This window comes from Streptomyces vilmorinianum (assembly GCF_005517195.1).
In the GTDB taxonomy this organism is placed as follows: domain Bacteria; phylum Actinomycetota; class Actinomycetes; order Streptomycetales; family Streptomycetaceae; genus Streptomyces; species Streptomyces vilmorinianum.
The window spans coordinates 7,228,959-7,246,659 of record NZ_CP040244.1; the positions used below are offsets into that span (position 1 = coordinate 7,228,959).

The 17,701-nt window shown below is 72.1% G+C and carries 16 protein-coding genes; 8 read left to right on the forward strand and 8 right to left on the reverse strand.

All coding sequences use genetic code 11. The features are described from left to right. Positions 1 to 55 precede the first annotated feature (55 nt). Positions 56 to 1,498: an alpha,alpha-trehalose-phosphate synthase (UDP-forming) gene (locus tag FDM97_RS33635; RefSeq protein WP_137994255.1), complete on the forward strand. Its 1,443-nt coding sequence runs from the start codon at positions 56 to 58 to the stop codon at positions 1,496 to 1,498. Between the two features lie 254 nt (positions 1,499 to 1,752). Beyond that, the gene (locus FDM97_RS33640) at positions 1,753 to 4,053 is read left to right on the forward strand and encodes an immune inhibitor A domain-containing protein (protein WP_137994256.1); all 2,301 of its coding nucleotides are present in this window, start codon (positions 1,753 to 1,755) and stop codon (positions 4,051 to 4,053) included. A 43-nt stretch (positions 4,054 to 4,096) separates the two neighbouring features. On the opposite strand, the gene otsB is transcribed toward FDM97_RS33640, so the two are convergent. The 3 genes from otsB to FDM97_RS33655 form a co-directional block, all read right to left on the reverse strand. Next, positions 4,097 to 4,942, reverse strand: a complete 846-nt coding sequence (otsB, locus tag FDM97_RS33645) for a trehalose-phosphatase (protein ID WP_137994257.1) — start codon at positions 4,940 to 4,942, stop codon at positions 4,097 to 4,099. A gap of 23 nt (positions 4,943 to 4,965) precedes the next feature. Beyond that, a complete protein-coding gene (locus FDM97_RS33650; RefSeq protein ID WP_137994258.1) occupies positions 4,966 to 5,208 on the reverse strand; it encodes a DUF3263 domain-containing protein in 243 nt (80 codons plus the stop codon). Positions 5,209 to 5,272: 64 nt separating this feature from the next. Next, the gene (locus FDM97_RS33655) at positions 5,273 to 6,544 is read right to left on the reverse strand and encodes an ABC transporter substrate-binding protein (protein ID WP_137994259.1); all 1,272 of its coding nucleotides are present in this window, start codon (positions 6,542 to 6,544) and stop codon (positions 5,273 to 5,275) included. A 207-nt stretch (positions 6,545 to 6,751) separates the two neighbouring features. Between FDM97_RS33655 and FDM97_RS33660 the strand changes: the two genes are divergently transcribed. The 3 genes from FDM97_RS33660 (at position 6,752) to FDM97_RS33670 (ending at position 9,971) form a co-directional block, all read left to right on the forward strand. Continuing rightward, positions 6,752 to 7,762, forward strand: coding sequence for an ROK family protein (locus FDM97_RS33660; protein ID WP_254705847.1), 1,011 nt, complete (start codon positions 6,752 to 6,754; stop codon positions 7,760 to 7,762). After that, complete coding sequence (gene nagA, locus FDM97_RS33665; RefSeq protein WP_137994260.1) at positions 7,762 to 8,907, forward strand: N-acetylglucosamine-6-phosphate deacetylase; 1,146 nt, start codon at positions 7,762 to 7,764, stop codon at positions 8,905 to 8,907. The genes FDM97_RS33660 and nagA overlap by 1 nt, the downstream gene beginning before the upstream one ends. 137 nt (positions 8,908 to 9,044) lie before the next feature. Beyond that, on the forward strand, positions 9,045 to 9,971 hold the full coding sequence (locus FDM97_RS33670; RefSeq protein WP_137994261.1) for a 1-phosphofructokinase family hexose kinase: 927 nt from the start codon (positions 9,045 to 9,047) through the stop codon (positions 9,969 to 9,971). Positions 9,972 to 10,022: 51 nt separating this feature from the next. Here the strand turns inward: FDM97_RS33670 and FDM97_RS33675 are convergent, their stop codons facing one another. Together FDM97_RS33675 and cdgB are read right to left on the reverse strand one after the other, a co-directional pair. After that, complete coding sequence (locus FDM97_RS33675; RefSeq protein ID WP_137994262.1) at positions 10,023 to 10,991, reverse strand: CBM35 domain-containing protein; 969 nt, start codon at positions 10,989 to 10,991, stop codon at positions 10,023 to 10,025. Between the two features lie 106 nt (positions 10,992 to 11,097). After that, positions 11,098 to 12,750 (reverse strand): diguanylate cyclase CdgB, encoded by a 1,653-nt coding sequence (gene cdgB, locus FDM97_RS33680; RefSeq protein ID WP_137994263.1) that lies wholly within the window; start codon positions 12,748 to 12,750, stop codon positions 11,098 to 11,100. Positions 12,751 to 13,083: 333 nt separating this feature from the next. Between cdgB and FDM97_RS33685 the strand changes: the two genes are divergently transcribed. After that, positions 13,084 to 13,647, forward strand: coding sequence for a flavin reductase family protein (locus FDM97_RS33685; protein ID WP_254705848.1), 564 nt, complete (start codon positions 13,084 to 13,086; stop codon positions 13,645 to 13,647). A gap of 256 nt (positions 13,648 to 13,903) precedes the next feature. Here FDM97_RS33685 and arfB read toward each other — a convergent pair whose 3' ends face one another. Further along, positions 13,904 to 14,341, reverse strand: coding sequence for an alternative ribosome rescue aminoacyl-tRNA hydrolase ArfB (gene arfB, locus FDM97_RS33690; RefSeq protein ID WP_137994264.1), 438 nt, complete (start codon positions 14,339 to 14,341; stop codon positions 13,904 to 13,906). 108 nt (positions 14,342 to 14,449) lie between these two features. On the opposite strand from arfB, the gene FDM97_RS33695 reads away from it, so the two are divergent. Together FDM97_RS33695 and FDM97_RS33700 are read left to right on the forward strand one after the other, a co-directional pair. Continuing rightward, positions 14,450 to 15,025: a TerD family protein gene (locus FDM97_RS33695; protein WP_137994265.1), complete on the forward strand. Its 576-nt coding sequence runs from the start codon at positions 14,450 to 14,452 to the stop codon at positions 15,023 to 15,025. 72 nt (positions 15,026 to 15,097) lie between these two features. After that, positions 15,098 to 15,619, forward strand: coding sequence for a GNAT family N-acetyltransferase (locus tag FDM97_RS33700; protein ID WP_137994266.1), 522 nt, complete (start codon positions 15,098 to 15,100; stop codon positions 15,617 to 15,619). 2 nt (positions 15,620 to 15,621) lie between these two features. Here the strand turns inward: FDM97_RS33700 and FDM97_RS33705 are convergent, their stop codons facing one another. Both FDM97_RS33705 and FDM97_RS33710 read right to left on the reverse strand, forming a co-directional pair. After that, the gene (locus FDM97_RS33705) at positions 15,622 to 17,007 is read right to left on the reverse strand and encodes a M1 family metallopeptidase (protein ID WP_137994267.1); all 1,386 of its coding nucleotides are present in this window, start codon (positions 17,005 to 17,007) and stop codon (positions 15,622 to 15,624) included. A gap of 95 nt (positions 17,008 to 17,102) precedes the next feature. Beyond that, on the reverse strand, positions 17,103 to 17,657 hold the full coding sequence (locus tag FDM97_RS33710; protein ID WP_137994268.1) for a GlcG/HbpS family heme-binding protein: 555 nt from the start codon (positions 17,655 to 17,657) through the stop codon (positions 17,103 to 17,105). Positions 17,658 to 17,701 lie beyond the last annotated feature (44 nt).

Consider the following 17,701-nt stretch of genomic DNA (forward strand, 5'->3'; position numbering starts at 1 on the left):
GCCACGCCTTGTATACGTACGTTTGAGCGTTTCCGGGACGGGCTAGGTTCGCCACATGGCATCTGTGCTCGTGGCTTCCAACCGGGGCCCCCTCTCGTACGCCCTCGCCGCCGACGGCACGCTCAGTGCCCGGCGCGGCGGGGGCGGCCTCGTCTCCGGCCTCTCGTCCGCGCTCGCCGAGCAGCCGGAGGCGCTGTGGGTGTGCGCGGCGCTGTCGGACGGGGACCGGGAGGCGGTGCGCCGGGGAGTCTCCGAGCCGGGCGTCCGGATGCTGGCCGTGGACCCGGCGGTCTACGACGACGCGTACAACGGCATCGCGAACTCGGTGCTGTGGTTCCTCCACCACCACCTGTGGGACGTGCCGCGCGAGCCGGTCTTCGACGCGGAGTTCCGGCGCCTGTGGGACTCGTACCGGGCCTACAACCTCGCCTTCGCCGAGGAGCTGGCGGCCCGGGCGGCCGAGGGCGCGGCGGTCCTGGTGCAGGACTACCACCTGGCGCTGGTGCCGGGTCAGCTGCGCGAGCTGCGCCCGGACCTGCGGATCGCGCACTTCACGCACACGCCGTGGGCGTCGTCGGAGTACATGCGCATGCTTCCGGACGACGTCCGCGAGGAGCTGGTGTGGGGGATGCTCGGCGCGGACGAGCTCGGTTTCCACACCTGGGGATGGGCCTCGTCGTTCATGAGCGGCGCGCGCATCGACAGCGCGAGCGGCACGGCGGACGGGCTCTGGCCGAGCGGCGACCCGTGGCGCGGGGTGGAGCACCGCAGGTGGGGCGGTCCCAAGCGACGTACGCGGGTGCGCGTCCATCCGCTCGGCGTGGACGGCGACGACCTGCGGGCGCTGGCCCACACGCCGGAGGTGGACGACCGGCTTGCGGCGCTGCGGGCCGAGGTCGGCGACCGGAAGACGATCGTGCGGGTGGACCGTACGGAGCTGTCGAAGAACGTGGTGCGGGGACTGCTCGCGTACCGGGAGCTGCTCCGGGAGCGGCCGGAGTGGCGGGGCGAGGTCGTCCACCTGGCCTCGGCGTACCCGTCCCGGCAGGACCTGGCGGTGTACCGCGACTACACGGCGGCGGTGGCGACGCTCGCGGACGACATCGAGGCGGAGTTCGGCACGGCGCAGTGGCGGCCGGTGCTGCTGTCGGTGAGGGACGACTTCACGCGCTCGCTCGCGGCGTACCGGATGGCGGACGTGGCCCTGATCAACCCGATCCGCGACGGCATGAACCTCGTCGCGAAGGAGATCCCGGTGGTGTCGGAGGCGGGGTGTGCGCTGGTCCTCTCGACGGGCGCGGGCGCCTACGCCGAGCTGCGCGAGGACGCCCTGACGGTCAACCCGTACGACGTGTCCGAGACCGCCGAGGCCCTGCACCGGGCCCTGACGATGCCGGCGAGCGAGCGCGCCGAGCGCACGAAGCGCCTCGCGGCCGCGGCGACCGCGCTGCCGCCGCAGCGGTGGTTCCTGGACCAGCTGGCGGCGCTGCGCGACTGACCGCGCGACCGACCTCGGGACTGACCTCGCGACTGACCGCGCGACCGACCTCGGGGCCGGGCCCGCGCCCGCGCCGCGTTGCCTCCCGGTAAAACCCGGCCCGGGGCGGCGAATTTACGCGATCGACCCCTCCTCTCCACGACTCCTTTCGTGTCAGACTCTGCGGCGATCGTTCCCCCAGGCGATCCGTACACGCTCATACGGAACCACGCGTATCGCGCACACCATGCGAACCATGCGAAGGGATCGCGCACGTGAAGAAGATTGTCGTGGGCATGACCCTAGGGTCGGCGCTCACCGCCCTCCTCGCCGCCGGGCTACAGCCCGCCGCCGCGCAGGAGGCCCGGGACACCGCACCGGGGGCCGCCTCCCCCCGGAGCGACAACCGTCCCGGACCGCTCACGAAGCAGCGCACCGAGCTGCGCAAGCAGGCGATCGACAAGATCGCCAAGGGGCAGGCCAAGGCGAACGCCCGTGGCGTCGTCGAGATCGCGCCCGGCAAGTTCGTGGAGACCACGACCGAGACGACCGTCCGCCAGGAGAAGATCTTCACCATCCTCTCCGAGTTCGGCGAGCAGAGCGCCGGACGGTACGGCTCCACCCCCGGCCCCCTGCACAACCAGATAGCCCAGCCGGACCGGAGCGTGGACAACTCCAACGCCTGGACGGCCGACTTCGACAAGGCGTACTACGAGAACCTCTTCAACGGCTCCGGCGAGTCGATGAAGACGTACTACGAGAACCTCTCGAACGGCCGCTACTCGGTCACCAACACCGTCGAGGACTGGGTCAAGGTCCCCTACAACGCCTCCTTCTACGGCGACAACGCCGTCGAGGACAACGGCGGCTCGTGGGCCTTCATCCAGGACACCGGTGACGCCTGGTGGAACGCGCAGATCGCGGCCGGCAAGACGCCCGCCGAGATCGACGCCTACCTCGCCCAGTTCGACGTCTGGGACCGCAACGACTGGGACCACGACGGCAACTTCGACGAGGCCGACGGCTACATCGACCACTTCCAGGCCGTCCACGCCGGCATGGGCGAGGACGCGGGCGGCGGCGCGCAGGGCGAGGACGCCATCTGGTCGCACCGCTGGTACGTCAACGGCGACGACTACGGCCTGACCGGCCCGGACGTCTCCGGCGCCCAGAACAAGGCGGGCGGCGCCCGCATCGGCCAGTCGAAGTACTGGCTCGGCGACTACACCACCGAGGGCGAGAACGGCGGACTCGGCGTCTTCTGCCACGAGTTCGGCCACGACCTCGGCCTGCCGGACTACTACGACACCAACGGCGGCGAGAACTCCACCGCCTTCTGGACCCTGATGAGCTCCGGCTCCTGGCTCGGCCACGGCGCCGCGGCCAACGCCGGCATCGGCACCCACCCGGGTCTGATGGGCGCCGAGGAGAAGATGTTCCTCGGCTGGCTGGACTACTCCGACGCCGCGCTCGGCAGCTCCGGCACCTACACCCTCAACCCGGCGCAGCTCCAGGTCCCGGGCAAGGACCAGGCCGTCCGGATCGCGCTGCCGGACAAGACGGCCAGCACCACCTACGCCACCCCCGTCTCGGGCTCGCACGCCTGGTGGACCGGCTCGGCCGACGGCCTGAACGAGTCGATCACCCGCTCCCTCCCGGCCACCTCGCGCGTCACCGTCCAGGCGAGCGCCTGGTACGAGATCGAGGCCGACTACGACTACCTCTTCGCCGAGTACTCCCTCGACGGAGGCAAGAACTGGTCCCGCGCGGGCGCGGCCGTCGACGGCTCCTCCGCCGGCAGGTGGACGAGCCTGCGCTACTCGTACAACGCGGGCGGCGCCGAGTCCCTCTTCCGCTTCCGCTACCAGACCGACGGCGGCGTCCACTTCGCCGGCGCGTTCCTGGACGACATCCGCTTCACGTCCGGCGGCACGACGCTGCTTGCCGACGACGTCGAGCAGGGCGTGGGCGGCTGGACCGCCGACGGCCGGTGGAAGATCTCGACCGGTACGGAGACGGCCACCTACCCGCGCTACTACCTGGTCGAGAACCGCGAGTACGTCGGCAGCGACGCCCTGCTCGCCGAGGGCCCGTACCAGTTCAGCAAGGGCATCACCGCCCCGGACTGGGTGGAGTACTTCCGCTACCAGAACGGCATGCTGGTCTGGTACGTGGACCGCTCCTTCGACGACAACAACGTCAGCAGCCACCCCGGCGGCGGCCAGGCCATGGCGGTCGACGCCCGTCCGACGCCGTTCCGGTACGCCGACGGCACCGCGCCGAGCAACCGCCGTCAGCCCTTCGACGCGACCTTCGGCCTGGAGGCCACGGACGCGACCTGCCTCCACAAGGAGGCCCTGTCGGGCAAGGGCAAGGCCCAGACGGTCGTGACCATGGCGGCCTGCGCGCCGTCGGTCCCGGGCATCGCGGTCTTCGACGACACGAACCCGAACGCGTACTACGACACGACGGCCCCGCAGGCCAGCGTGAAGGTCGCGGGCCACGGCGTGAAGGTCACGGTGACCGGCGACGCCGGTGACGACCTGACGATCAGCGTCGTCAACCCGGCGTCGTAAGGCACCGGCACAGCCACCCTGTGAAGGCGGTGCGGGCGGTCCCTCAGCGGGCCTCCCGTACCGCCTTCGCCAGTTCCGTCAGGAACTCCACCACGCCGAGCGGGCCCGCCACCGACAGGTCGGCCCGTTCCGCGAGCTCCTGGACCTCCGTCGAGCCGCTGCAGACCAGCAGGCCCGGGGTCCCGTTCGAGCGGAGCTTCTCCACGGCCGCGAAGGCCGGCAGGTCGCCCAGGTCGTCGCCCGCGTACAGGACGGATCCGGCGCCCACCTCCCGTACGTACTCCGCCAGCGCCACGCCCTTGTCCATGCCCGGCGGGCGCAGCTCCAGGACCATGCGGCCGGGTTCGAGGACCAGGCCGTGGCGGGTGGCGAGGTCGGCGAGCGGGGCCTTGAGCGCCTCGAACGCGCCCTGGGGGTCGGCGGCGCGGCGGGTGTGGACGGCGACCGCGCGGCCCTTCTCCTCGATCCAGGTGCCCGGCCAGGCGCCGACACTGTCCAGGAAGCCGGGGAGTTCGGCGCGGACGGAGGCCACGCCCGGGTGGACGGCGGCGGCCTGGACGGTGCCGGTGCGCGCGTCCCAGCGCTCCGCGCCGTAGTGGCCGAGGACCACGAGGTGCTCCAGGCCCGGGACTCCGGCGAAGCCGCCGTAGCGGACCGCGACCCCGGCCGGGCGGCCGGTCACCACCGCGACCGAGGCGACCTCGGGGGCGAGCGCGGAGAGCGCGGGGACGGCGCCGGGGTGGGCGCGGGCCTGTTCGGGGTCCGGGACGATCTCGGCGAGCGTCCCGTCGAAGTCGAGCGCGACGACGGCCTTGTCCGGCCGCGCGAGAAGCGCGGCCAGGCCGTCACGGCCTGCGGATGTGGTCGGGTGCGGAAGGCTGCTGACCATACGACGACCCTACCGACGCGGCCTCAGCGGCGCTGCTCCTTCTCCGCACGGACCCGCCGCAGCCGGTTGACGGTCACCGGGTCGTGCTCCAGGGCGCGCGGGTCGTCGAGGAGGGCGTTGAGGAGCTGGTAGTAGCGGGTCGCGGACAGGCCGAGCCGCTCGCGGACGGCCCGCTCCTTGGCGCCGGGGCCGGGCCAGGAGCGGCGTTCGAGAGCGAGGACGGCCCGCTCCCGTTCGCCGAGTCCGGAGTCGCTCGAGTCGGTCATACGAACAACCTATTACTCCGCGCTCCTGCTCCGCGCTCCTGCTCCGCGCTCCTGCTCGGCGCTCCTACTCCGCGCTCTCCGCCGCCGTCGCCTCGCGTGCGATCTTCCCCAGGACCTCGGAAGGCTTGGCCCCGGGCGTGACGGCCTTGCCGATGTTCTTCTTGATGTTCTCGCTGACCTGCGCCCAGGACGTCTTGCCGACCGGCGGGAGCTGCGCGTTCGGCAGCTCCGCGAGGAACTCGCGGAGGCTCTTGTGCTCCTCCTCGTTCTCCATCCGGGTGTACGCGCTGACGGTGACCGGCAGCAGGTCGTTGTCGCCCGCGAACTTCAGCACGTTCTCGTCGCTGAAGACGAAGTCGAGGAACCGGCCGATCTCCTTGCGGTGACCGTTCTGCTTGAAGCCCATGATCCAGTCGGCGACGCCCATGGACGCCTTGGCCTTGCCCGTCGTACCGGGCAGCGCGACCTTGCCGACCTTGACGCCCTTCTTCTCGGCCTCCTGCATGAGCGAGGGGTGGCCGTTGAGCATGCCGACCTCGCCGCGCGAGAAGGCGGCGAAGGCGTCCTTGCGGTTGAGCTTGCCGGGGGCGACGGGGCCGGTGAGCTCCTTCTCGACCAGGTTCTTCTTCAGCCAGTCGAAGGTCGCGATGTTCCGCTCGGAGTCGATCCGGTAGCGGTCGGTGGCGTCCGTGTAGCCGTCGCCGCCGCTGAGCAGCCACATCATCGTCTCGGCCTGCGCCTCCTCCGGGCCGAGCGGCAGCGCGAAGGGGTATGGGACGTCGTCGTCCTTCAGCTTCTCCGCGGCGGCCGCCAGCTCGGCCCAGGTGGCCGGCGGCTTGGTGATCCCGGCCCGGTCGAAGAGCTCCTGGTTGAAGAAGAGCAGCCGGGTGGAGGCGGCGAACGGCAGGCCGTACTGGGTGCGCTTGTTCTCGCCGGCGGAGGCGAGCGGGGCGAGGAAGTTGGCCTGGACGGGTATGGAGAGCAGCTCGTCGGCGGAGTAGAGGTCGCCGGCGGCCGCGTAGTCGGCGTAGGCGCCGATCTGGGCGATGTCGGGGGCCTGGCCGGCCTTGACCATGTCGGCGACCTTGCGGTCGACGTCGTTCCAGGACTCGATCTGGACGTCGATCCTCGTGCCGGGGTTCTTGGCCTCGTAGGCGGCGGCGAGGCCGTCCCAGTACTTCCGGGTGGTGTCGCCGCCGGTGAGGTCGTAGTCGGCGGCGACCAGCTTCAGGGTCACGTCGCCGGAGTCCTCGCCGGTCAGGCCGCAGCCGGAGAGTGCCGCCGTCAGGCCCAGCGCGGCGATGGTCGCGGTCAGTCCAAGGAATCGCCGCTGCACAGCGTTGTCCCACCCTCTGCTCGTCGTTGAGCTGTGATTTTCACAGGAGAGAAAGCATAAGGTCTACACCACTTCGGTATCGCTTCGGCTACGCGCGGACGCCCCCGGACGCCTCCCCCGGCGCGCGCGAACCGGATTTGTATGACCGCGCAACAATATCGGCCAGTGGACTAGACCTTTCAGGCGTTCACGCGCGAGACTGTCCCCGTGAGACACGTCATCGCCCTCGATGTGGGCGGCACCGGCATGAAGGCCGCCCTCGTCGGGGCGGACGGCACCCTGCTCCACGAGGCGCGGCGCGCCACCGGACGCGAACGCGGGCCCGAGGCCGTCGTCGAGACGATCCTCGACTTCGCCGCCGAGCTGCGCGCCTACGGCCTGGAGCGGTACGGACAGCCCGCCGCGGCCGCCGGAGTCGCCGTCCCCGGCATCGTCGACGCCGAGAACGGCATCGCCGTCTACGCCGCCAACCTCGGCTGGCGGGACGTGCCGATGCGCGCCCTGCTCAGCGAGCGCCTCGACGCCATCCCCGTCGCCCTGGGCCACGACGTGCGCACCGGCGGCCTCGCCGAGGGCCGGATCGGGGCCGGCAACGGCGCCGACCGCTTCCTCTTCGTGCCCCTGGGCACCGGGATCGCCGGCGCCATCGGGATCGGCGGCTCCATCGAGGCCGGCGCCCACGGCTACGCCGGCGAGATCGGCCACATCGTCGTCCGCCCCGGCGGCGCCGAGTGCGGCTGCGGCCAGCGCGGCTGCCTGGAGCGGTACGCCTCCGCCTCCGCCGTCTCCCTCGCCTGGGCCGCGGCCTCCGGCGACCCGGACGCGGACGCCGCCGACTGCGCCAAGGCCGTCGAATCCGGCGACGCCCGGGCCGCACAGGTCTGGCAGGACGCCGTCGACGCCCTCGCGGACGGCCTGGTCACGGCGCTCACCCTGCTGGACCCCCGCACGCTCATCATCGGTGGCGGTCTCGCCGAGGCCGGGGAAACCTTGTTCACACCCCTCAGGGCCGCGGTCGAGCAGCGCGTGACGTTCCAGAAGCTGCCCGCCGTCGTGCCGGCGGCCCTCGGGGACACCGCCGGATGCCTGGGCGCGGGCCTCCTCGCCTGGGACCTGCTCGCCGCGCGAACGCCCACCGATCAGCGCCCCACCGATCAGCGCCCCACCCACCACGAGGGCCCCACCCACAACGAGTCCGACTCGGAGGTATCCGCCTGATGGCCGATCGCACAGTTCTCGCCGGCGCCCGCGTAGTGCTGCCGACCGGAATCGTCGAGAACGGACGCGTGATCGTCGAAGGCGGTCGCATCTCGGGCAGTACCCCCGAGGACACCCCCACCCTCGACCTGACCGGCCACTGGGTCGTCCCCGGCTTCGTCGACATGCACAACCACGGCGGCGGGGGCGCGTCCTTCACCTCCGGCACCGTCGAGGACATCCTCACGGGCGTCCACACCCACCGGCTGCACGGCACCACCACCGTCGTCTCCTCGTTCGTGACCGGCGACATGGACTTCCTGACCCAGCGCGCCGGCCTCCTGTCCGAACTCGCCGAGCAGGGCGACATCGCGGGCATCCACTTCGAGGGCCCCTTCATCTCCCCCTGCCGCAAGGGCGCGCACGACGAGACGCTGCTGCGCGACCCCGAACCGGCCGAGGTCCGCAAGCTCGTCGACGCCGCCCGCGGGCAGGCCAAGATGGTCACCCTCGCGACCGAACTGCCCGGCGGCATCGACTCCGTACGCCTCCTCGCCGAACACGGCGTGATCGCCGCGATCGGCCACACGGACGCGACGTACGAGCAGACCGTCGAGGCCATCGACGCCGGCGCCACCGTGGCGACCCACCTCTACAACGCGATGCCCGGCCTCGGCCACCGCACCCCCGGCCCGATCGCCGCGCTCCTGGAGGACGAGAGGATCACGGTCGAGCTGATCAACGACGGCACGCATCTGCACCCGGCCTCGCTGGAGCTGGCGTTCCATCACGCGGGCGCGGAGCGGGTCGCGTTCATCACGGACGCCATGGACGCGGCCGGGTTCGGCGACGGCCACTACATGCTCGGCACGCTCGAGGTCGAGGTGAAGGACAGCGTCGCGCGGCTCGTCGAGGGCGGCTCCATCGCCGGCTCGACCCTCACCCTGGACCGCGCGTTCAAGCGGGCCGCGACCATCGACAAGCTGCCCGTCGAGTCCATCGTCCAGGCCATCTCCGCCAACCCGGCCCGGCTGCTCGGCCTCGACGACAAGGTCGGTTCGCTGGAGCCCGGCAAATACGCCGACCTGGTGATTCTCGACGAGCGCTTCGACGTCAAGGGCGTGATGCGCCGGGGCGCCTGGGTGGCCCCGCCCCAACTGGGCTGATTTCGTCCACGCATGACTTCGAGCCGAAGTGAAGGCGTTCGACCCGGGGACTGGGCCAACCGCCTTCTCTTTGGCATGATCGGGGCGCGAACAGCGGGCCGAGCAGCAAAGTAAGCGCTTCTACGGGGGTGAGACAGGTGATTCTCACGGTCACCCTCAACACGGCACTGGACCTCACCTACCGGGTCCCCGCCCTCACCCCGCACGCCTCCCACCGCGTCACCCAGGTCATCGAACGCCCCGGCGGCAAGGGCCTCAACGTCGCCCGCGTCCTCGCCGCCCTCGGCTACGAGACGGTCGTGACCGGCTTCGCGGGCGGCCCGACCGGCGAGGTCCTGCGCGCCCACCTGGCCGGCCTGCCGCTGGCCGACGCGCTCGTCCCGACCGCCGGCCCCACCCGCCGGACCGTCGCGATCGTCGACACCGCGTCCGGCGACACCACCCAGCTCAACGAGCCGGGCCCGGCCATCACCCCCACCGAGTGGACCACGCTCACCGCCCGCTACACCGAGCTGCTCACCGGCGCCCAGGCGGTGGCCCTGTGCGGCAGCCTGCCGCCCGGCATCCACGTCGGCGCGTACGCGGAGCTGATCCGGATCGCCCGGAGCGCCGGCGTCCCCGTCCTGCTCGACACCAGCGGCGAACCCCTGCGGCGCGGCATCGCCGCCCGCCCCGACCTGGTCAAGCCCAACGCCGACGAGCTCGCCCAGCTCACCGGCTCCCGCGAACCGCACCGCGCGACCCGCGACGCCCGCCGCCGCGGCGCGCACGCGGTCGTCTCCTCCCTCGGCCCGCAGGGCATGCTCGCCGCGACCCCGGACGGCCTGTGGCACGCGTCCCCGCCGGCGGCGGTGAAGGGCAACCCGACCGGCGCCGGTGACTCCGCCGTGGCGGGCCTGCTGTCGGGCCTGGTCGACAGGCTCCCGTGGCCGGACCGGCTGACCCGCGCGGTCGCGCTATCGGCGGCGACGGTGCTCTCGCCGGTGGCGGGCGAGTTCGACCGGGGCGCGTACGAGGAGCTGCTGCCGCGGGTGACGGTGACCGACGGGGCCGAGGCGGCATAGCGAAGGCCCCGCGGAACCAGGTTCCACGGGGCCGTAGCGGAGCCGTACGGCTCAGAGATTGCTGATCTTCACCCAGTCGAAGATCACGTCGCACTGGTTCCCCTGCTCGCAGGAGAGCTTGATCGTGTTCTGCCCCTTCTGGAGCGAGACCTGGGACCAGGTGGTCTGCCAGTTCTTCTCCCAGTTGGGGTCCGAGGAGCCGATGAAGTTCTTCAGATTCATCGGGTTCGTGTTCGCCTTGCCGTTGACGGTCACGGTGGCGTTGGCGTCCTTGGCGGGGATCGCGTACCGCACTTCCATCTTGTACGTGCCGGCCTCGGGCACCTCGGTCTGCCAGGTCGCGGACGAGCCGATCGCGTTGAACCCGGTCACATAGGCGCCGTCCGCGCCCTCCGCGCCCTTGATGTCCTTGGCGAGCAGCGCGGAACCGCCCAGCTTGAGCGTCGCCGCGTCCTGCTGCGGCAGCTCGGCCGGGGTCTCCTCGGCGCTGGGCTGCGTGCTGGGGGCCTCCTGGACCTGCGTGGAGCCGCCGGTCGGCTTGCCGCCCGCGGTGCCGCCGGTCTCGCCGTTCCCGCCGTTGTTGTTGAGAACCGCCACCGTGATTCCGATCACGACGACCGCGACGACGGCGATCGCGCCCAGCAGCAGACCCCGCGTGTTGGGGCCGCGGCCGGAGCCGCCGCGCTGGGACGGGATCGGGGACTGACGGGTCTGCGCGCCGCCGGGGTAGGTCTCCGGAGCGGCGTACTGCGGGTGCGGCTGGCCGTACGCGGGCTGGTGCGGGACCTGCCCGTGCGGCGCGTGCCCGCCCGGTCCGCCCTGCCCGTACTGGCGCTCGCCGACCGTTCTGACCTGGTTGTACGAGGTCCTGGGGACACCTGGCTGCGCGGCCGGTCCGGGGTAGCCGTAGCCGCCGCCCTGGCCGGGCGGCTGGGCGCCCGCGGCCTGGCCGTCCGCGTACAGGTAGCCGAACGGATCGTCGTCCTCGGGCTTGCTCGCGCCGTCGTTACCGGCAGCCATCCGGGTCACTCCTATCCATGCTCGCCAGCCGTCGCCGACCGGCCGAGCCTACCTCGTACGGGGAACGCGGCGATCCGGTCCTTGACAAGTGCGGCGGCCGGGGAGCCTATCCGGCGCGGCGGTGGACCTTCGCACGGGACCGCTTCTCGATGTACATCCGCTGGTCGGCGGAGTTCAGGACCTCTTCGACGGTCATGCCGCACTCGGCCCAGCCGATGCCGAAACTCGCGCCGACCCTGACCCGCCCGTCGACCCGGATCGGCGGGATGATCGCGTTGCGCAGCCGTACGGCCAGGTCGGCGGCGTCGGCGGCGCCCAGCCCGTCGGCGAGGACGACGAACTCGTCGCCGCCGAGCCGGGCGACGGTGTCCCCGTCCCGTACGCCGCTGGTGAGCCGCCGGGCGACCTCGATGAGGACGGCGTCGCCGGTGTGGTGCCCGAAGCGGTCGTTGATCGACTTGAAGCCGTCGAGGTCGCAGAAGAGGACGGCGAGCCCCTTGGTGCCGTCGTCGATCTCGCCGCCGGTGGGCGCGACGGTGTGGACGTGGTGGTCGTACGGTCCGGCGGGTCCTGGCCCGGCGTCGAAGCCGAAGCCGTGCTCGTGTCCGTACGGGGCGTCGTAGTCGGTCTCCGGCGTGGCGTTCGGGCGCTCGCAGAGCCGGGCGCTGAGGCGGGAGCGGAGCTCGGCGCTGTTGGGGAGGCCGGTGAGGGCGTCGTGGGAGGCGCGGTGGGCGAGCTGGAGCTCGTGGCGCTTGCGCTCCTCGATGTCCTCGACGTGGGTGAGGAGGAAGCGGGGGCCGTCGGCGGTGTCGGCGACGACGGAGTTGCGGAGGGAGACCCAGACGTAGGTGCCGTCGCGGCGTCCGAGCCGGAGCTCGGCGCGGCCGCCCTCGGCGGAGGTCCGCAGCAGGGTGCCTATGTCCTCGGGGTGGACGAGGTCGGCGAAGGAGTAGCGGCGCATGACGGAGGCGGGGCGGCCGAGGAGGCGGCACAGGGCGTCGTTGGTGCGCAGCAGGCGGCCGTGCTGGTCGCCGCCCATCTCGGCGATGGCCATGCCGGAGGGCGCGTACTCGAAGGCCTGCCGGAACGACTCTTCGCTGGCGCGCAGGGCCTGCTGCTCGCGCTCGAGGCGGACGAGGGCGCGCTGCATGTTTGCTCGCAGCCGGGCGTTGCTGATCGCAATGGCCGACTGGGAGGCGTACATCTGGAGGGCTTCCTGCCCCCAGGGGCCGGGGTGTCTGCCGTTGCGCGGCCGGTCGACGGAGATGACGCCGAGGAGCTCGCGGCCGGAGCCCGGGGGACCCCCTGGGTGGGCGGAGCGAACGCCGGGGGAGTACATGGGGGCGTAGAGGCGGTCGTGGGGGTGCCACTCGTCCTCGAAGCGGGGGGCGGGGCCCTCGGTGTGCCACTGCGGGACGTCGTCCTCGATGAGGACCCAGCCCTCGGTGTGGGGGATGAACCGGAGGTCGCCCCAGGGGATGCCCATGGCGAGGCGGCGTTCCCAGGAGGCGCGCGAGCCGACGCGGCCGGTGATCAGCGCTTCGGCGGCGGGGCTGCCGGCGAAGGCGGCGACGACGAGGTCTCCGTCGGGTCGTACGAGGTTGACGCAGGCCAGCTCGTAGTTGAGGCCGGCGACGATGCCGTCGGCGACGGTCTGCAGGGTGTCCGCCAGGCTGCGGGCTGTATTGAGGTCGGCTACGACCTGATGCAGTTGCCTCAGGGTCGCAAGACGGACGTACGGCTCCGACTCGGTCTCCATCGCTCGCTCTCCCCGAGACTGACCTCGACAGCAACTCCAGGGTTCTCATCGGCTCTCGTGCTGCATTGTCCCCGCCACTGAATCACAGCGAGCTGTCCACCCGGTACACAGGGTCAACAAATACTGCTCTCTGTGACTCAAGTCACAACAGATGATGAAGACTGTCAGGGGCTGTCGGAAAGCGCTCCCGTTCTTTCTTGAACGCAAAGCGAACGGTGCGGGACGGCCGTGCGGGACGGCCCCGGAACCGGAGGTCCTAGGACCGGCGAGGGGGCCGGGACTGGTCCCAGGGCCCGATGTGAGGGCGCGCGGGGCGGGGCTAGCGTGCGAGGTGTGTTGACGACGACCTCCGACTCGCCCCCCACCTCGGATCTGGCGATCCCTCATGCTGAGGGGGTGAGCAACGACGAGTTCCGGGCGGCGATGTCCCGCCTCGCGGCGGGCGTGGTGCTGGTGACGGCCCATGACCCCGACGACGGCCCGCGCGGCGAGGACGTCGGGATGACGGCGACCGCGTTCATGTCCGTCTCCCTGGACCCGCCGCTGGTCCTGGTCAGCCTGCGCAACGGTTCCCGGATGGACGACCTGCTGTCCGAGATCCCGGTCTGGGCGGTCTCGGTCCTCGCCGAGAGCCAGCGCCACGTCGCGGGCCGCTTCGCGATGAAGGGCCGCGTGAGCGACCGCCTGCTCTTCGCCGACATCCCGTACACCCGGGGCGAGGAGAGCGGCGCGCCCCTGGTGGGCGGCGCGCTGGCGACCCTGGAGTGCCGCACCGAGAACCGCGTGGTGGCCGGCGACCACACCCTGGTCGTGGCCCGCGTCCTGACGGCCTCGTTCCCGTCCTCGGACGGCAACCCCCTGACGTACTTCCGCGGCAAGTACCGCCGACTGGCCTGAGCCCGGGGGCACCCCCGTGTGGGCAATCGTCCCGCTGGGGTCCCCCCAGGGCGAAGCCCTGGGGGGAAGGGCGGGTGGGCACACACGACGGCGCCCTTGCCGGCGCTTCCGCTCCCTGGGCCCCGTCCACCCAGAGGGCCCGCGCTCACGTGCGGGGCGGTCGGGGCAGAGGCGCCTGCACGGGGGCGCCCTTGGGGGCGCGCGACGAACCGGGGCCGTAACCCCGGGGGGTACGACGGGGCGCCGGAGGCCCCCGTCACCCCCAGTCGCGGCCCTGGCGGCCCCGCTTCGTCTCGGCGCGCTGCTTCTTCACCCTCAGGCGGCGCTCGTTGATCCCCCGTGGGATCTTCGTCGCGCGCCGCGGCTTCGGCGGCGGCGCCGTGGCCTCCGCGAGCAGCGCGGCCAGGCGCACCGCCGCCGTCTCGCGGTTGCGCCACTGCGAGCGGTGCTCCGAGGCGCGGACCGTCACCACCCCGCCCACCAGCCGTGACGCCAGCCGCTCCAGGGCGCGCGCCTTCCAGACCTCCGGCAGCGCCTCCGTCGACGCGAGGTCGAAGCGGAGCTCCACCTGCGAGTCACTGGTGTTGACGTGCTGCCCGCCCGGCCCGGACGACCGCGAGAAACGCCACATGAGCTCGGCCTCGGGCAGCGAGACGGAGCCGCGGATCAGATACGGACCAGACATGTCCTCCATGTTCCCCGGACGGGGGCGTGCCCGTCATCCTGTTTTGGAACCGGGGCGGCCCCGTCCGCGTTATCCCGGGTGACGACCTCACGAAGAGCACGACGAAAGGGACTTCCCATGGCTGTAAGCCTGTCCAAGGGCGGCAACGTCTCCCTGACCAAGGAGGCTCCGGGCCTCACCGCCGTCACCGTGGGCCTCGGCTGGGACGTCCGTACGACCACCGGTACCGACTTCGACCTCGACGCCTCCGCGATCGGCGTGGACGCCGCCGGAAAGGTCGCCTCCGACGCGCACTTCGTCTTCTTCAACAACAAGTCCACCCCGGACCAGACCATCGTCCACACCGGTGACAACCGCACCGGCGAGGGCGGCGGCGACGACGAGCAGATCAACGTCAACCTCGCGGCGCTCCCCCCGACCGTCGACAAGATCGTCTTCCCGGTCTCCATCTACGACGCGGTGAACCGCTCGCAGAACTTCGGCCAGGTCCGCAACGCCTACATCCGCATCATCAACCAGGCCGGCGGCAGCGAGATCGCCCGCTACGACCTCTCCGAGGACGCCGCCGTCGAGACCGCCATGGTCTTCGGCGAGCTGTACCGCAACGGCGCGGAGTGGAAGTTCCGCGCGGTCGGCCAGGGCTACGCCTCCGGTCTCGAGGGCATCGCCCGCGACTTCGGCGTCAGCATCTGACGTACGACTGAGACAGCGGGACGCAGTCGGAGCCCCGGCGCCACCAGCGCGCCGGGGCTCTACTCTTGCCGCGTGATCGTCGAAGCACTCACCCCCGCGGAAGCCCACGCCCTCCCCGGCCCGCTGCTCACCGAACTCACCGCGCTCTACGCCTCGAACCGCGAGTTCCAGCAGCTCAGTGGGGACTTCCCGGACCCCGACGACATCCGGCCCGAGCAGGTCGCCGTCTCGCTCGCCGACGAGCTGGCGCAGCCCGGCGGCCCCGAGGTCCTGCTCGCCCGTTCCGAAGGCCGGCTCGTCGGCATCGCCGTGACGCTCGCGCACCACCCCGACCCGGCCGACCCCGACCCGTGGCTGGGCCTGCTGCTGGTCGACGCCCGCGAACACCGCGCCGGCCACGGCCGCCGCCTCGCGGCCGCCGTCGAGGACCGCTTCCGCGCCGCCGGCCGTACGGGCCTCAAGCTCGCCGTCCTGGAGGACAACGCCAGGGCGCTCGCCTTCTGGACCTCCCTCGGCTACGAGGAGACCGCCCGCCGCGCGGACCGCGCCCACGGCCGCCCGTGCGTCGTGCTGCGCAAGAGCCTGGGAGCGTAAACCTAGTTCGGGCGTTCCGGCTTCTCGTCCCCGTACAGCCACACGTCCCACACCTCATCGAGATCCTCGCCCGCCACGTCCTCCACATAGGCGATGAAGTCGTCGGTGGAGGCGTTGCCGTGGCGGTGCGTGGCGGGCCAGCCGGCCAGGATCTCGTAGAAGGTGTCGTCGCCGGTCCGCTGGCGGATCTTGTGCAGCACCATCGCGCCCCGCTCGTACACGGGCGGGTCGAAGAGGTTCCGCTCCGTCGGCGGTTCGGCGGGCGGGAAGGCCCAGTTGACCTCGGTCGCGAAGGCCTCCTCGAAGCTCTCCTGCGCGGGCGTGTCCTCGAAGTCCTCCGCGTACAGCCACTCCGCGTACGTCGCGAAGCCCTCGTTCAGCCACATGTCGCGCCAGGTCGCGGGCGTGACGGAGTTGCCGTACCACTGGTGCGCCAGCTCGTGGACGAGCGTCTCGACGTCGAAGGCGTTCTGCGGGAGGACGGGCCGGGTCTGGGTCTCCAGCGCGTAGCCGACGTCCCCGGTCGGCTCGACGATCGCGCCGGCGGAGGAGAAGGGGTAGGGCCCGAAGTTCTCCCGCGACCATTCCAGGAGTTCGGGGATCCGGTCGAGCAGCGGCGCGCTCTTCGCGGCGACGGACGGGTCGGCGGCGCTGAGGACGGGGATGCCTGCGGCGCCGGTCGCGGGGACGCTCTTCGTCTCGTACCGGCCGATGGCCACCATCGCGAGATAGCTCGCCATCGGCTCCGCGGAACGCCAGACGGCCGTGGTCCTGCCGTTCGCGGTCCGCTCCGAGCGCCGCTCGCCGTTGGAGAAGGCGCGCAGCCCCTGCGGGACGGTGACGGTGATGTCGTACGTCGCCTTGTCGGAGGGGTGGTGGTTCCCGGGGAACCAGGCCAGGGAGCCGGCCGGTTCGCCGAGCGCGAGCGCCCCGTCCTCGGTCCGCAGCCAGCCCTCGCCCGCGCCGTCCGAGTCGGTGATCTTCTCCGGGACGCCGGAGTAGGTGACGGTCGTCCGGAACTCCTGGCCCTTGTCGATGTCCGTGCGCGGACGGAGTGTCAGCTCGCTCCCGGCGCGGTTGACCGCGGCCGGTGCGCCGTCGACGGTGGCGCCGCTGACGGTGAGTCCGGTGAGGTCGAGGTTGAAGGCGCTGAGGTCCTGGGTGGCGCGGGCGGTGATCTCGGCGGTGGCGTCGAGGCGGCCGTCCGCCGGGTCGTAGGCGAGGGTGAGGGCGTAGTGCCGTACGTCGTAGCCGCCGTTGCCGAGCTTGGGGAAGTAGGGGTCACGCAGGCCGGCCGCGCCGGGGGTGCCGCGCACCGAGCTGGTGCAGCCGGCGAGGAGGAGGAGCGCCGCGACGGCTCCCAGGGCGGCTCGGGTACGGGTCTCCACGAGCCGATCTTAGGCAGGGTGCGGATGGCCGTACGGACGCGGTGGCGCCCGGCGAGGTCCGGGCGCCACGCCATCCGTACCGCATCGCACCGTGCTCAGGAGTTGAGCGCCTCGACGCCCGCCTGCGCGAACTTCTCGTCCAGGTCGCCGCTCGGCGCGCCGGCGACACCGATACCGGCGATCGGGGCGCCGCTCGCGGTGACGGGCACGCCGCCGCCGAGGAACAGGGTGCCCGGGATGTCCTTCAGGTTCGGGGCCTGGGCGAGGCGGCCGACGAGGACGGAGGTCGGGGCGTTCCAGGAGACCGCGGTGAACGCCTTGCGCTCGGCGGACTCGTACGACTGCGGGCCGGCGCCGTCGCCGCGCAGGGTGACGAGGGTCGTGCCGTTGCGGTCGACGACGGCGACGGAGACGCGCTGGTTCTCCTTCTCGGCGGCCTTGAGGGCGGCCTGGGCGGCTTCGGTCGCCGCCTCGATCGTCAGGTGCGTGGTCTGGCGCAGGTTGTCGTCGACGGCGTCGGCCTTCTTGGCGACCGCGGCGGCGGGAGCGGCGGGGGCGGCCTGCGGGGCGGAGGCGTTCGCGGAGACGGCGCCGAAGGTGCCGGCGGCGACGACAGCGGCGGTGGCGGCACCGATGATGATCTTCTTCATGCGGAGGGCTCCTGAGTGGTTGCGGGGCGGTTCGTTTCGCTCTG

What these genes read in the sequence shown, in the direction of transcription:
- FDM97_RS33635 (WP_137994255.1), top strand. Translation starts at nt 56, where the DNA reads ATGGCATCTGTGCTCGTGGCTTCCAACCGGGGCCCCCTCTCGTACGCC.
- otsB (WP_137994257.1), bottom strand. Translation starts at nt 4,942, where the DNA reads ATGGTCAGCAGCCTTCCGCACCCGACCACATCCGCAGGCCGTGACGGC.
- FDM97_RS33650 (WP_137994258.1), bottom strand. Translation starts at nt 5,208, where the DNA reads ATGACCGACTCGAGCGACTCCGGACTCGGCGAACGGGAGCGGGCCGTC.
- nagA (WP_137994260.1), top strand. Translation starts at nt 7,762, where the DNA reads ATGGCCGATCGCACAGTTCTCGCCGGCGCCCGCGTAGTGCTGCCGACC.
- FDM97_RS33675 (WP_137994262.1), bottom strand. Translation starts at nt 10,991, where the DNA reads ATGGCTGCCGGTAACGACGGCGCGAGCAAGCCCGAGGACGACGATCCG.
- cdgB (WP_137994263.1), bottom strand. Translation starts at nt 12,750, where the DNA reads ATGGAGACCGAGTCGGAGCCGTACGTCCGTCTTGCGACCCTGAGGCAA.
- arfB (WP_137994264.1), bottom strand. Translation starts at nt 14,341, where the DNA reads ATGGAGGACATGTCTGGTCCGTATCTGATCCGCGGCTCCGTCTCGCTG.
- FDM97_RS33695 (WP_137994265.1), top strand. Translation starts at nt 14,450, where the DNA reads ATGGCTGTAAGCCTGTCCAAGGGCGGCAACGTCTCCCTGACCAAGGAG.
- FDM97_RS33710 (WP_137994268.1), bottom strand. Translation starts at nt 17,657, where the DNA reads ATGAAGAAGATCATCATCGGTGCCGCCACCGCCGCTGTCGTCGCCGCC.